The sequence below is a fragment of the Blastopirellula sediminis genome (genome assembly GCF_020966755.1).
GTDB classification, from domain to species: domain Bacteria; phylum Planctomycetota; class Planctomycetia; order Pirellulales; family Pirellulaceae; genus Blastopirellula; species Blastopirellula sediminis.
The window spans coordinates 283,874-297,194 of the sequence record NZ_JAJKFT010000004.1 but is presented as its reverse complement, the minus strand read 5'-3'; the positions used below and the strand labels follow the sequence as shown (position 1 = coordinate 297,194).

General features: G+C 57.3%; 11 protein-coding genes. 4 read left to right on the top strand and 7 right to left on the bottom strand.

Annotated elements, in window-relative coordinates; translation table 11 throughout:
- Window positions 1-5: 5 nt before the first annotated feature.
- Window positions 6-2,549: a bifunctional serine/threonine-protein kinase/formylglycine-generating enzyme family protein gene (locus LOC68_RS04955; RefSeq protein ID WP_230216364.1), complete on the top strand. Its 2,544-nt coding sequence runs from the start codon at window positions 6-8 to the stop codon at window positions 2,547-2,549.
- A 6-nt stretch (window positions 2,550-2,555) separates the two neighbouring features.
- Here the strand turns inward: LOC68_RS04955 and LOC68_RS04950 are convergent, their stop codons facing one another.
- The 5 genes from LOC68_RS04950 to leuS form a co-directional block, all read right to left on the bottom strand.
- On the bottom strand, window positions 2,556-2,984 hold the full coding sequence (locus LOC68_RS04950) for a hypothetical protein (RefSeq protein WP_230216362.1): 429 nt from the start codon (window positions 2,982-2,984) through the stop codon (window positions 2,556-2,558).
- Between the two features lie 73 nt (window positions 2,985-3,057).
- Entirely contained in the window at window positions 3,058-4,197 is a 1,140-nt protein-coding gene (locus LOC68_RS04945) for an LAGLIDADG family homing endonuclease (protein WP_230216360.1), read from the bottom strand.
- A 175-nt stretch (window positions 4,198-4,372) separates the two neighbouring features.
- Window positions 4,373-5,665: a glucose-1-phosphate adenylyltransferase gene (locus LOC68_RS04940; RefSeq protein ID WP_230216358.1), complete on the bottom strand. Its 1,293-nt coding sequence runs from the start codon at window positions 5,663-5,665 to the stop codon at window positions 4,373-4,375.
- 133 nt (window positions 5,666-5,798) lie between these two features.
- Complete coding sequence (locus tag LOC68_RS04935; RefSeq protein WP_230216356.1) at window positions 5,799-6,356, bottom strand: inorganic diphosphatase; 558 nt, start codon at window positions 6,354-6,356, stop codon at window positions 5,799-5,801.
- Window positions 6,357-6,428: 72 nt separating this feature from the next.
- Window positions 6,429-9,266, bottom strand: a complete 2,838-nt coding sequence (gene leuS, locus LOC68_RS04930; RefSeq protein ID WP_230216354.1) for a leucine--tRNA ligase — start codon at window positions 9,264-9,266, stop codon at window positions 6,429-6,431.
- Between the two features lie 336 nt (window positions 9,267-9,602).
- Here leuS and map point away from each other — a divergent pair, with 336 nt between their 5' ends.
- Window positions 9,603-10,400: a type I methionyl aminopeptidase gene (map, locus tag LOC68_RS04925; RefSeq protein WP_230216352.1), complete on the top strand. Its 798-nt coding sequence runs from the start codon at window positions 9,603-9,605 to the stop codon at window positions 10,398-10,400.
- Window positions 10,401-10,532: 132 nt separating this feature from the next.
- Window positions 10,533-11,090, top strand: a complete 558-nt coding sequence (locus LOC68_RS04920) for an SMI1/KNR4 family protein (protein WP_230216350.1) — start codon at window positions 10,533-10,535, stop codon at window positions 11,088-11,090.
- Between the two features lie 120 nt (window positions 11,091-11,210).
- Here LOC68_RS04920 and LOC68_RS04915 read toward each other — a convergent pair whose 3' ends face one another.
- Entirely contained in the window at window positions 11,211-11,843 is a 633-nt protein-coding gene (locus LOC68_RS04915) for a transposase (RefSeq protein ID WP_230216349.1), read from the bottom strand.
- A gap of 243 nt (window positions 11,844-12,086) precedes the next feature.
- On the opposite strand from LOC68_RS04915, the gene LOC68_RS04910 reads away from it, so the two are divergent.
- Window positions 12,087-12,722, top strand: a complete 636-nt coding sequence (locus LOC68_RS04910; protein WP_230216348.1) for a hypothetical protein — start codon at window positions 12,087-12,089, stop codon at window positions 12,720-12,722.
- Between the two features lie 296 nt (window positions 12,723-13,018).
- On the opposite strand, the gene LOC68_RS04905 is transcribed toward LOC68_RS04910, so the two are convergent.
- A complete protein-coding gene (locus tag LOC68_RS04905; protein WP_230216347.1) occupies window positions 13,019-13,321 on the bottom strand; it encodes a hypothetical protein in 303 nt (100 codons plus the stop codon).

The window sequence follows — 13,321 nt, the reverse complement described above, 5'->3', positions numbered from 1 at the left end:
CAGCCATGAACGAAGAATCCCTATTCGCACAAGCGATCGCCATCCAATCGCCGGAAGAGCGTGCCCGCTTCCTGGACGAAGCCTGCGGCGACGATCACGAGCTACGCGTCGGCGTCGAAAGCTTGTTGCGACATGCTGAGATTGCCGGCAGTTTCCTGGAGCATCCCCCGCTGGAAGCGGCGGTTCGTGCGATCAGCGACGCCGACATTGACGCCACGATTCTCCCCGACGAAGGGTCGACCTGCGACGATGACGCCAGTCTCCAAGGACAACAACACGTGCAGCACAAATCTTCGCAGCCGACCGATCTCAGCTACCTCCTCCCTTCTGACAATCCTGAATCGCTAGGACGTTTGGGGCATTACGAGATCCTGGAAGTGATTGGCCGCGGCGCGTTTGGTACCGTACTCCGCGCTTTCGATGAAAAGCTGCAGCGGGTCGTCGCGATCAAGGTGCTCGCTCCGCAAATGGCCGCGACTTCCCCCGCTCGCAAGCGATTCCTGCGGGAGGCCCGCACTTCGGCCGCCGTTCGCCACGAAAACGTCGTCGCCATCTACGCGGTCGAAGACGAGCCGATTCCATACCTCGTCATGGAATACATCCCCGGCAAGACGCTCCAGCAACAACTTGACTCGCAAGGGCCGCTCGATCTGCCGCATGTGCTGAAACTGGGCAAGCAAATCGCCGACGGTCTCGCCGCCGCACACGAGCAAGGACTCATTCATCGCGACATCAAGCCCGGCAATATCTTGCTGGAACATGGGATCGACGATCGGGTCAAGATCACCGACTTCGGTCTGGCCCGCACGGCGGACGACGCCAGCATGACGCAAAGCGGCGTCATCGCCGGCACGCCGATGTACATGGCGCCCGAACAAGCGCTCGGCAAAAAACTGGACCAACGGGCCGACCTCTTCAGCTTCGGCAGCGTCCTCTATCAGATGCTGAGCGGCCGACCTCCGTTTCGCGCCCCTTCGACCGTCGCGGTCCTCAAACGCGTCGTCGAAGACACGCCGCGGCCGATCCAGGAGATCCTGCCGGAAGTTCCGCAATGGATGTGTGCGTTGATCGATCACCTCCACGCCAAGCTGCCCGAAGACCGCTTCGAATCGGCGAAAGAGGTCAGCGGAGTGCTGGAGAAATGCCTGGCCGATCTTGAAGCCGGCCGCACACCGACCGTTGCGTTCCCAATCAACGGCGGCTCACAAACCACTGGACAGCCTGCCCCAACAGAGCCGCGTCGCCGGCCGCAACCTGTCTGGCGTCAACCGCTCGCCAAAGTCGCGGCCCTCATCGTGATTGCCTTGATTTTCCTTGGCGTCGCCGAGTTCTCCGGCGTCACCAACATCACTCACCTCTTCACCGCCGACGAAGAAGCTCTGGCCGACGAAGTCAAAGTCGCCACAGTAAAGTCCGCCGCCGAACTTCCCCAACAACCTTCGACCGAGGAACCGGCCAAGAAAGTGGTGGAGACCACCGTCATGCCGGCTCCTCGTCCCCAATCGATCGAGTGGCCTGCTGACGCTCCCGCAATGGCCATCCCTCCATTCGACAGCGACCAAGCCCATAAGTACCAACAAGCCTGGGCCAATTACCTCGGCTTGCCGGTCGAAAAGCAAATCATGCTCGGTCGCGACAAACGGGGGCTCGACGTCTCTATGACCATGATCCTGATTCCCCCCGGCGAATACCTGATGGGCTCCACCGAAGAGGAAATCGCCCAGCTGCGCGACAAAGCGGTCAAAGATGGTCTCCGCAGACATGACCTGGCCTGGATCAGCCTGGAAGGACCTCAGCGAACCGTGAAAATCACTCGCCCGTTTTACATGAGCAAGAACGAAATGAGGACCGAGCAGTTTCGCGTCTTCGTCACCGAGACCGACTACCAGACCGAGCCGGAAGCGAACGGCAAAGGCGCCTGGCTCCCGACGCCCGGCGTGCCGCAATTAGACCCGACCAAGAACTGGCGACAAGCCGGCAAGTACCCGCAGGGATCGCAATCGCCCGTCGTCAACGTCACCTGGAACGACGCCAACAAGTGCTGCGAGTGGCTGTCGCAAATCGAGCCCGGTTGGACCTATTCGATTCCAACCGAAGCGCAGTGGGAATACGCCGCCCGCGCCGGAACGACCACCTACTGGTCGACCGGCAACGATGAAGCTTCGCTTGCAGATCATGCCGTCGTTAACGTCTCTTGGCCTCAAGACATCGGCGACCGGCTCCCCAATCCGTTCGGGCTGTGCGACATGCATGGCAACGTCTTTGAATGGTGCCAGGACGCGTTCTACAACTATCGCGACGCAGACACGGTTGATCCGCTGGGAGTCGTCGGCGGCGAAAAGCAAATCATCCGCGGCGGATCGTGCTTCGGCGGCTATCGCTTCTCCAACGACTGGGCCAACAACAGCGGCTGCCGCTCGGCTTCGCGTTTCGAGCGACGAGCCAGCAACCCTTGGCTCGCGGTCGGCATCCGCGTGATCGCCGATATCCCCGAAGAAACGATCCAGGCGAAACTGACCGCGGCGCCCAAGGCCGAAGAGAAAGAGTAGCCAGCGCTACTGAAACATCTTCACCACCGCGACAAGCATTCGCATAAATATCCCCGGGCGGAGCTCTGGCTTCTCCGCCCGCAGCCGGTCAATGTGCGACTGCAAATCTTCGCCGGTCTCGGTCCAGACGCATTCGCGAAGCGGAACATGCTTGCCGCAACCAGTACAAAACGTCGCATCGGCAAGATAGAGATAGGGGTTCTTCAAATAGCTCCGCGTAATCTCATCCGGCATCCCGGTCGCATGGCCGCACTTGGTGTGCAGATAAACGGTCGGCACGCCTTCCAGATCTCCTTCGACGCGTTCTTCGGGAGGCAGCGTGACGTACTCGTTCTGCTGACCATCGGAGCGAAGTTTAAGGTGTTCGTCCTCATGCGCTGGGTAGTCGGACGAATCGATGTACTCGTGGCAGTATTGGCAACGGATTTTGGACAACTCTCAATTCCTCACCGCTAATTGCCGTGAAGCGAAATCGCGACGGGTGGGCAAGCGTCGCCCGCTCAAAAAACTATGTGCCACGCTTATTGAGTTTCTTAAGCTGTTGATAGACTTCTTCCCGACCACTCATATAGTCTGCAACGGCATTCGGATCCTTCCGATTAAAATGACCTGCGACTTCCAAGTGTTCCATAAGCAGTTTCGCCTGTGATTGCTTCAACAAAAGCAATGGCTTCAAGCCAGGCAGAATCTGACGCAGTTCGGTTGGACCTAAGTGAAGTTCAAAGCATTGCTTGTGATTGTCACTTCGCTTCAATTTCTCGCGAATCACACCTCCGGTCCAACCCATAATCCGATTCAACAACGAATAATTCGTGCTCGGAATTGTGGCCATAGCATTATACGTTACTCGTCCTTGCCTATGAGCACGATGACTTTTTCGAATAGTAAGCGTCCCCTCGCCATCGATCAGGCCAGCTAGATAGGCTAGCCATTTCTTTTCCTCAAGCGGAACCACCGGAAAATGGGCAATTGCTGGCTCCTTGCTTTCCCCTCGGCGGTTCAGGATACTGACTTGATCGTAGATCTCCTCGCACTTTGCGTTGTATTCAGCTACAGCGACAGCATCTTTATGATTGACTTGACCCGCGAAGGACAAATACTTCGATACCAATTCCGCTTGTTGCCGTTTCAAATAGAGACAGGGCAGCAACTGAGGCAACAATGCTCTTAGATCGTTGGGCGTCCAGCTGAGTTGGTGACTCTCTTTTCGGCGGTCAGTTTCAGGACCGTGAAAAAAGATTTTTCCAAGTCCGGTCATTTCGCGTAGCTTATTTAGTAATTCTACGCTCGTATGTCCGATAATTGCACGAGCCTGATAACTCACTCGGTTAGCACGATCACTTCGGGACACCTTCTGAATTCCGATGTAACCTTCACCGTCAAAAAAACCGGCCAGATAGTATAACTCAGTCGAGTCTAAAGCATTCCCCACATGGTGGATTCTAGCTGTGCGACGACCACGCATACATCCGCAAATCCACCGGTCAGCTCGCACCTCCTTTGGCACGGCTTTGAATTCCCTTTCGCAATAGACGCATTTGCAAAGGTACAGATACCTCCCATTTTTTCTTTCGCTCGTCTTTTCAACAATCATGACGTCGCCTACTTCTCGAGCAACCAGCTCAGGAACTTTTATTGGTCGCGCCACCCTCGACGCCTCCGTTGCAATTGAGATCGTTACTTAGCCAATACCTGCTCCGAGTCTATTGTTGAGCAGACTAACGTGTTAACCCACATAGTCAAAAGAATTCCAAGAACAAAAAAAACGCCCTCCAAGTTTGGAGGGCGTTTTCTCAGAATTGAATTTGAAGGCAAAAGCCGTCTTACGTCAGCTTCCAACCATCCGGGATATGCGCCCCTTTTTCGACGCACGGGATCCCTTCGACGACCGTCACGCCGACTTCGTATTCTTTGTCTTCGATGCCCAGATCGTTGACGATGCGGACGTTCTTGCCGATGTTGCAGTTCTTGTCGATGATCGCGCCTTGGATCACCGAGCCGCTGCCGATGCCGAGCGGAGCCCGCTTGCAGCTGCGGTGGTCGGCCAGTTCGTTCTCGGTTTCGTAGTAGTCGGCGCCCATCAGGACCGAGTCTTTGATCGTCACGTTTTCGCCGATCAGGCTGCGGAGGCCGACGACGCTGTTGTCGATCACGCAGCCGGCGCCGATGCGGCAACCGTCGGCGATCTGGCTCGTCTTGACCGTCACTTCCGACATCAAGGTCGGCGGCAGGAAACGAGCACGCGAGTAGATCGGTTCATCTTCGTCCGAGAAGCTGAACGGCGGGTTCGGGCTCGCCAGCGACAAGTTCGCTTCGTAGAACGCGCGAATCGTACCGATGTCTTCCCAGTAATCGTCGAAGGCGTGCAGTTGGACGTGACGCGAACGAATCGCGGCCGGGAAGATTTCGCGACCGAAATCTTCGTAGTCGGTCTTTTCCAGCACGTCGACCAGCGTATCGCGGTTGAACAGGTAAATGCCCATGCTCGCCAGACAGTCGCGCCCTTGGCTCTTCACGCCGAGCGCTTCCAGCTTGGCCGGATCCATGGTGACCAGATTCAGGTCTTCGTCGGTTTGCGGCTTTTCGACGAAGCCGACGACGCGGCCCGTTTCGTCCAGACGCATGATGCCCAGCGACTTGGCGTCGTCGCGCGTGACCGGGATCCCGGCGATGGTGACGTCGGCGCCGCTCTTGATGTGCGTGTCGAGCATCTTGCGATAGTCCATCCGGTAGAGCTGATCGCCGGCCAGGATCAACACATAGTCGGTGCCGTACTGCTGGATGTACTTCAGGTTCTTGCGCACGGCGTCAGCGGTCCCTTGGTACCAGTCGGTCGACTCGTTGCCGGTTTGCTGAGCGGCCAACAGTTCGACGAAACCGCCGCGGAAGTTGTCGAAGCGGTAGGTCTGACGAATGTGGCGGTGCAAGCTGACCGACAGAAACTGCGTCAGCACGTAAATGCGATTCAGGTCGCTGTTGATGCAGTTGGAGAGGGGAATGTCGATCAGGCGATATTTACCGGCCAACGGAACCGCCGGTTTCGAGCGGTACTTCGTCAAAGGATAAAGACGCGTGCCGCGACCACCGCCCAACACCAAAGAGATAACATTGCGCATAATGTCGACCGAAATTCCTCAAAGAAGATGATCAGGGGGCGGGACTTTTATCATTTAGCATAACCGTCCCGCCGCCGCTCTGGCAAGCGTCGTCAGAGCGGAGACGGATGAAGTTCTAGCGTTCTCCGCCCAGTTAGACCGGAGCTTTTTGATAAAAGCCGCGGCGGCGCTGCTCGCTATACCGCTGCAGGGCCTGCTCGATCACCGGGATCGCCTCTTCGGCCGGTTGCATTTCGTCCACTTCGACCGTCTTCCCTTCCAGCTGCTTGTAGTCCTGGAAGAAGCGACGGAGCATGTTGCGGCGATGGCTCGGCAGGTCGACCGCTTCCCGATATGACGAATATTCGGGATCGTTCACCGCGACGGCGATGATCTTATGGTCCAGCTTGCCGCTGTCGACCATCGTCATCAGCCCGACGACGCGAGCTTCGATCAAACACAACGGATAAACTGGCTCTTGGCAAAGAACCAGCACGTCCAGCGGGTCGTCGTCTTCGGCCAGCGTTTGCGGAATGAACCCGTAATTGGCCGGGTAGTGCACCGCCGAGTAAAGGATGCGATCCATTCGCAGCAGCCCGGTCGGCTTGTCGAGTTCGTACTTGAGGCTGCAGCCGGTCGGAATTTCAATCACCGCGCAAAATTCGAGCGGCATACGGTGGCCCGGGCTGACGTCGTGCCATGAGTGCGTCATCGTTCGTCCTGATTGTCAATGAAAGAAAAGTGAGCGGGGGGGCAGGATGCCGAGTGCGGCAAGCCTGTACGTTTATTTGACGACAAAATTGACCATGCGGCCAGGGACCACGATCGCTTTTACGACCTGTTTTCCCTCAATCAGCTCTTGGATTCGTTCGTCCGCGAGCGCCGCTTTTTCCAAATCGGCCTGAGAAATATCGGCCGCGACGACAATTTTGCTCCGAACTTTGCCCAGAATCTGGACCGGAATTTCAATTTCGTCATCCTTGGTGAACTTTTCGTCAAATTTCGGCCAAGGATGGTAGGCCAGCGACTCGGTCTCGCCCAAAACGGCCCACAGCTCTTCCGCAATGTGCGGAGCGTAGGCCGAAAGCATCAATACCAACGATTTCATCGCCGACTTCGGCCGAACCTCTTCTTTGGTGAAGAAGTTGGTGAATTCCATCATCCGCGCGATCGGCGTGTTGAATTCCAACTTCGACAAGTCGCGCGTCACCGCTTCGATCGTACGGTGAACCATCTTGTTTTGTTCGGCCGTCGGCTCGACGTCTTGGACCGCATCGAGCAGCGCCGTCTCTTCGGCGTAGTCGTCGACGATCAATCGCCAGACGCGATCCAGGAAGTTGCGCACGCCGCTCACGCCGGCCATGCTCCATGGCTTGGTCGCTTCGAGCGGGCCCATGAACATCTCGTACAATCGCAGACTGTCGGCGCCGAAGTCCTTCACCACAACATCCGGGTTCACCACGTTGCCGCGGCTCTTCGACATCTTCATCGCGCGGGCGTCGATCTTCACGTTGGCGTCCGTCTTCAGCACGAACGAGTCTCCCTGCTTCTCGACATCGTCGGCGCTGAGCTTCACCGCGGTGACTGCCTCGCCGGTCTTGGCGTCGACCCGTTCTCCTTCGACGTTGGTCTTCGTCTTGTTGTGCGAGACCCAACGACCTTCCGCCGTTTGAAAGCCGGTGTATTCCAACTCGCCCAGGATCATCCCCTGGTTGACCAACTTCTGGAACGGTTCGGCCGTCGTCACTACGCCGCGATCGTACAGCACCTTGTGCCAGAACCGCGCGTACAACAAGTGCAACACCGCGTGCTCGGCGCCGCCGATGTACAAGTCGACCGGCATCCACGCTTTTTCTTTTTCGCGATCGATCAGCGCGGTGTCGTTCTTCGGATCGATGAAGCGCAGGTAATACCAGCACGAACCGGCCCATTGCGGCATCGTGTTCGTTTCCCGCTTGTACTTCACGCCGTCGATGACGGGATACAACCAATCGGCAGGCGCCTTTTCGAGCGGCGGTTCCGGGCGACCGATCGGTTTGAAGTCTTCCAGTTCCGGCAAGTTGACCGGCAACTGATCGACCGGGACCGGCAGGATCTTGCCGTTCGGTTCGCCGCTGGCGTCCAGCTCTTTCAGAATCGGGAACGGTTCTCCCCAGAAACGCTGACGGCTGAAGAGCCAGTCGCGCAGTTTGTAGTTAACCGCGGTTTTCCCGAGTCCGGCGGCGGTCAGATCGGCGGCGATCTTCGACTTGAACTCCGCAGTCGGCGTGCCGTCGTACTTGCCGGAGTTAATCGCGACGCCGTCGATGGTAGAGCAAACGGCGCCGGCCAAAACTTCGGCGCGATCAACTTCGCTTGAGTCGCCGGGGTCGACGACGGCGATCACCGGAATGTCGAACGTCTTGGCGAATTCAAAGTCGCGATCGTCATGCGCCGGAACCGCCATGATGGCGCCGGTGCCGTAGCTGATCAAAACATAGTCGGCGATCCAGATCGGCGTCTGTTCGTCGTTGACCGGATTGATCGCATACGAACCGCTGAAGACGCCGGTCTTTTCCTTCGCCAGTTCAGTCCGTTCCAGATCGCTCTTGCTGGCCGCTTTGTCGCAGTAAGCTTTGACGGCGGCCGCTTGTTCTTTGGTCGTGAGAGTTTCGACCAGCGGATGTTCCGGAGCGATCACCATGTAAGTCGCGCCGAACAGCGTGTCGGGACGCGTCGTGTAAACCCGCAAGACGTCATCGCCCGGCTTGCGCGGGAAGCCGCTTTCAGCCCGCGTCTTCTTCCAGGCGCTCAGCTTGTCGGCGGCGCCAATGTAGAAGTCAACTTCGGCGCCGGTGCTGCGGCCGATCCAGTTGCGCTGGCGCGCCTTGATGCCGTCCGACCAATCCAAGCCGTCCAGGTCTTTTTCCAACCGGTCGGCGTAGTCGGTGATCCGCATCATCCATTGCTTCAGCGGAATCCGCTGCACCGGGTGACCGCCACGTTCGCTCTTGCCGTCGATCACTTCTTCGTTGGCCAGCACCGTTCCCAAATTGGGACACCAGTTCACCGGCGCTTCGTTCAAATAGGCCAGACGATGTTCGTCTTGGTATTGGCGAACCGCATCGGCGCCTTCAGCGGCGACTTCGGCCGGAATCGGCAACTCGGCGATCGGGCGCCCTTTCTGCTGTTCGCGGTCGTACCAGGTATCGTAAACCTGCAAGAAGATCCACTGCGTCCAACGGAAGTACTCGACGTCGGTCGTCGCGATCTGGCGGTCCCAGTCGTAGCTGAAACCGAGCATCTTCAGCTGCCGGGTGAAGTTGGCGATGTTTTTCTCGGTCTGCACTCGCGGGGGGGTCCCCGTCTTGATGGCATGCTCTTCGGCCGGCAAACCGAACGAGTCGAACCCCATGGGGTGGAGCACGCATTTCCCCTGCATGCGCGAGAAGCGGCAGACGATGTCAGTTGCGGTATATCCTTCCGGGTGACCGACGTGCAGGCCTTCGCCGCTGGGATAGGGAAACATGTCCAGCACGTACAACTTTTCGCCCTGAGGCATTTCCGGCGTCGCAAAGGTGCGGTTTTGTTCCCAGAATTGCTGCCATTTCGGTTCGATTTCGGCGGGATTGTAGCGCGGCATCTGTCTATTGTGGTTTTTGGTAAGCGGGGAGAGCCTGGTTTGTACGTAAGCCGTTATCTTTGTTCGGCTTTCGCTATCCCCCAAGAAAGCCGTGATTCTAATTCTTTGCCCGATTTATCGCAATCGACGGAGGCGAACCCTTACAACCGCTAGGTCCCGAAAAAAGGACGAAAACATCTCGCCGATCCCGGTTTTTACCTTAAGAATTGTTGATCGATGCGTATGACGAGAGCCGGGGTGTTGTTAAACTTCTTCATATATTCGCACGTCGCGCTGCTGGGCCTCTTTGGACGTGTCGAACGCTTATCTAACCGCAAATTCGGAAGGTTTTCCTTCATGCTCGATGGTCGCAGGAACTTAAGGCTGGTAGACACCGATCGCGACGCAATGCGTATTGCGGGCAAATTCAACGCCCAACTGATGGATTTCATCCGTCCTTACGTCAAAGCCGGGATCACGACCGGAGAACTCGACCGGCTGATTCACGAATACACGCTGGATCATGGACACGTCCCCGCTTGCTTGGGTTACCACGGATTTCCCAAAAGCTCGTGCACCAGCGTCAACGAAGTTATCTGTCACGGTATCCCCGGAAGTTACGTCCTCAAGGACGGAGATATCGTCAATGTGGACGTCACCAGCATCGTCGACGGCTGGCACGGCGATCAGTCCGAGACCTTCCTGATTGGCGACGTCTCGGACGAAGCTCGCGCCGTCACGCAGTGCGCCTTCGACGCGATGCATGCCGCGATCTCGGCGATTTCGCCCGATTGCAGCGTCGCGACGATCGGCCGCGCGGTGATTGCCGAAGCGAAAAAGCATGGCTACGGCGTCGTCGAAGAATATGTCGGCCACGCGCTGGGACGTCGCTTCCATCAGGAACCGTCGATTCCGCACGTCCCGACCCGCGCCACGCAGTCGGTCTTTTTGCCGGCCGGGGTCTGCTTCACGATCGAGCCGATGATCAACCTCGGCACGCACGAAACGGTCCTCGACCGCCGCGACGGCTGGACCGTTCGGACAAAGGACAACAAACTGAGCGCCCAGTTCGAGCACACGATCCTGATGACCGAAGAAGGTCCAGAGATCCTGACGCTGACGCAAAATGGTCCACAAAAGGGACATCAGTTCTAAGGGACTGACCAAGAAAAAGAGGCCTGGTCTCTTTTTCGCCAATCAAAATCAGCCACACTAAAGGGGCAGGTCACGAAACAGTGACCCTGCCCCTTTTTCTTTTTCACGCATCTTCGGAATCGGAGAGCCGCGATGCATCCGAACGTGAAATTGCTGACTTCGCTGTTACCCCCTCCGGAAACGCCCTGCTGCAATTGGGGCGATTGGGACTTAGTAACCAGTGAAATCGGGAGCGAACTCCCGGAGGACTTCAAATCGCTGACCGAGACGTACGGAGTCGCAACTTTCTGCGGCTGCCTCTGGTTTCATACGCCGTTCTACTTCGCTGGAGTCGATGCTCCAGGAGTGGAAGAGGCGCCATCTTATCTGGCGATGCTGCTTTCGAGATTCGAAGAGATGGATGCGGTTGCAGGAGGACGCGAATGCGTTCCGTTTCCGCAGTATCCGGAAAGCGGAGGCCTGCTTCCCATTGGAGCGACCGACAACGGAGACATTCTCTGCTGGATCACCACAGGCGAGCCGAACGACTGGGGACTCTTTTTCTGGTCCTTTCCCGGTATCGAAACGTACACGCTACCGCAAACGTGCATCACGCAAATGCTGCTCGATCTGTTGAGCGGCGAATCGCCGCTCCTACCAAGCGCTCTGCCGCCAGAACGATTTCAAAAAGAGCATTGGCGAGTCGACTGATGGAAATGTTGTCTAAGAAAAAGGGGTCTGGTCTCTTTTTCGTCCACAACTCTTTGCCACGCAAAAAGGGGCAGATCACGAAAAAGAGACCTGACCCCTTTTTCTTTTTCACGGCAAGAATCAATCAGAGTTCCGAGGCCGCCCACGACGACGCATCGTCGTCACCAGCCCAAGCCGAACGGCACACTCCGAAACCCAAGACTCACTTCCAAACGGCGAACCTTTGCGAATGCACTCGCCGATGCTCGCCGCTTCGGCTTCACTCTGCGGAGCATCAAGCCAATCTTGCAAATCACAAGGGAGCTGCGGTTCGATCGGATCACAAAGCCACACTGGGCGATCCGCAGTCGGTTGTTGCCGATACCAAGCCGAACTCCATCGCCAATTCACCGCTGAGCTGACAAGACATGCACGTAGTGCATTCCGCTCCACGTAGCGAATCACCGACAGGAAGTATTCGTCAGTCGCAACAGGGAACGACTTGAATCGCCCCTGGTAGAGATGACCGGTACCGCTCGTTTCGTGATGAGCGTGCCAGCGCATGGTATGCGTGACGGTGAGTCGTCGAAAGAACTCTTGTACCTGCGTATCGTCTTCAGGTCGAACGACGAAATGCCAATGATTGGGCATGAGCGTCATGGCGAAGATTGGGAGAGGAACGATCCGCCAGGTATCGCTTATAACGCTGACAAACGCATCGTAGTCGCTTGGTCTTTCAAAGAGCGGCATTCTGCCGACCGCGCGATTCAGCACGTGGAAGACTTCGCCGGCGGGACAGATGCGTTTGGCTCTGCCCCCCCCCCGACGATAGCAGAAGCGGACCACCCGTCTAGCGGAAAAAGGGGTCAGGTCTCTTTTTCGCTGGAAAGCTATCACCGATGGAAAAGTCTTCTCGCGAAAAAAAGACCAGACCCCTTTTTCGGACTCCGCGCTTTTGCCGATGGAATCAATAAATGGCGAACCGTTTTTCTCATTCTGCTAGCACGGAGAACAAGGATGTTCTGCTGCGAGTGCGGGGCGAAGGCCCAAGGCAAATTCTGTTCTAACTGCGGGCATCCACTCTCGGCGCCCTTTCCGCAGACCGACGATTGGGAAAACGACGTCCGCTACGAAGCGATCATCCATGTCGCCGACGTTCGCGCGGCGATTGATCTTCACGCGAAGAGCGCCGTGAAAGGGATGTCGGCCGAAACGTTTCTGTCGATCTGCGAGAAAGTGGTCGACTCGCCGGTTTCTTACAGCGCGCTGGCCGAGATCGCGCAGCCGATGTACGCCAAGCTGGGGATGAAAACCGGCAAAGAACGAGCCGAAGAAATCGCCGCGCCGATCGGCCGCACGATTGCCCGCGTCGTTTGCAGCCTGGCCAAGCATGGCCAACCGATCGAAAGCGTGCAGCAAGGAGAAGGCGGCTGCGTCATCACCGCCGAGTTTCCTTCTTCGATCTGGGCGATGAAGGGGCAACTGAAGATCTCGATCGTCCGCTTGGTACAGGGAACGTTGGTCGGCGCCGAGACGATCATTCCCGGGCAGATGTTCGATTGGGGAAAGAGCACCAGTGCGCTTGCGCAGCTCTTCGCTGATGTGCAGTGCGAGATGGGATTGCCGCCGGCGCAACAACGTTTGGCAGCTTAGCGGTTTACCTGGGTTCCGCGTGGGAAGTCTTTCTCCCAGGGATCATCGCGGCGACGACAATTAGCAGTACGAACGGAATAAATAGCGCGGCGGCGACGTAGTAGTACGGAATCAGGTACGCGTGTGTGGACCATGGCATTCCCGGGGCAGCTGGGGGAACCGGCCAAGCGACGGCAGCGTAAGTCCAACCGAACTGAAGTTGCGCGCCGTAGTAATCCAACGCCCAGCTTACGCCAACGGCAGCGCCAGCGATCACCAGACAAAACGCTGCAATTGTGACGATGAAACGCATTACGCTAACTCGAATCCTTGGACGAACTTCGGCCGAATAGAACCGCAGTGAGTATCCCCAGCAGCACTAGCGGCAGAATCCCGATGACGGCGACGGCGTAAACGGAGGTCGTGATATAGAAGTAGGACTGGTGAAGGATCGGATCGCCTCCCAAGGGGGCGACGTCGCCGCTCCCTTGCCAAGCGAAGGTCATCTCGCCTCCGTCGAGTTGGATCAATCCGTTGGAGAAGCCAACCGCCATCGCCGCGACAATGGCGATGGCGGTTAACAAGAACACGCCAGCCATTGTATAGGCGGCGATTCTCAT

Excerpts from the sequence above, each read along its gene's own strand:
- LOC68_RS04955 (WP_230216364.1), top strand. The coding sequence starts at position 6 with ATGAACGAAGAATCCCTATTCGCACAAGCGATCGCCATCCAATCGCCG.
- LOC68_RS04940 (WP_230216358.1), bottom strand. The coding sequence starts at position 5,665 with ATGCGCAATGTTATCTCTTTGGTGTTGGGCGGTGGTCGCGGCACGCGT.
- LOC68_RS04935 (WP_230216356.1), bottom strand. The coding sequence starts at position 6,356 with ATGACGCACTCATGGCACGACGTCAGCCCGGGCCACCGTATGCCGCTC.
- leuS (WP_230216354.1), bottom strand. The coding sequence starts at position 9,266 with ATGCCGCGCTACAATCCCGCCGAAATCGAACCGAAATGGCAGCAATTC.
- map (WP_230216352.1), top strand. The coding sequence starts at position 9,603 with ATGCTCGATGGTCGCAGGAACTTAAGGCTGGTAGACACCGATCGCGAC.
- LOC68_RS04920 (WP_230216350.1), top strand. The coding sequence starts at position 10,533 with ATGCATCCGAACGTGAAATTGCTGACTTCGCTGTTACCCCCTCCGGAA.
- LOC68_RS04910 (WP_230216348.1), top strand. The coding sequence starts at position 12,087 with ATGTTCTGCTGCGAGTGCGGGGCGAAGGCCCAAGGCAAATTCTGTTCT.
- LOC68_RS04905 (WP_230216347.1), bottom strand. The coding sequence starts at position 13,321 with ATGAGAATCGCCGCCTATACAATGGCTGGCGTGTTCTTGTTAACCGCC.